Source organism: Acinetobacter sp. neg1 (assembly GCF_000788125.1).
Taxonomy (GTDB): domain Bacteria; phylum Pseudomonadota; class Gammaproteobacteria; order Pseudomonadales; family Moraxellaceae; genus Acinetobacter; species Acinetobacter vivianii.
Window position 1 is genome coordinate 1 of sequence record NZ_JSZD01000005.1, and the last position, 590, is coordinate 590.

Genomic DNA, 590 nt, shown 5'->3' on the forward strand with positions numbered 1-590 from the left:
GTTGATTCTGCGGCATTGAGTGTGTTGTCCGTGGTGACTGGTGCAACAGTCAGTGTGGTACCCGTAGTATCTGGTGCAGTGGTATCTACAACATAGTTGTGATCTGCACTGATCGGTCCTGTACCCGTTACATCAACAGTCACTTCAATAGTGCTGTCTGCATCTGCGGTCAACTCGCTACCTGGAACTGTCACGCTCCATGTACCATCCGCTTGTACTGTCGTGTTGTAATTGTTGCCATTGACCACAACTGTCACTGCATCACCTGCAGTGAAGCCGCCTACAACCGCACCACTGATGGTTTGGTCTACGCCTGCTTCTGCGGCATTGACGATGTCATCGCCTGCAACCGGATCAAATACCACCACTGGTGTGGTGATATCCACGGTGTAGCTGGCATCTGCTGTCACAGTACCCGTATTACCTGCGGCATCTGTTGCCGTAATGCTGACATTGATGGTGCTGTCTGCATCAAGGACTAATTGTCCGCCATCAACTGTAACGCTCCATAAGCCACCAGTTTGTACGGTCGTGGTGATGTCCACGCCATTGACATTGACTGTGACCACATCACCCACGCTGTATTCACC

At 51.4% G+C, this 590-nt stretch carries 1 protein-coding gene; it reads right to left on the minus strand.

The window, feature by feature from the left end; genetic code table 11:
* Positions 1-590 (minus strand): Ig-like domain-containing protein (locus PJ15_RS01050; RefSeq protein WP_047426941.1); only part of this gene is annotated, 590 nt, incomplete at both ends.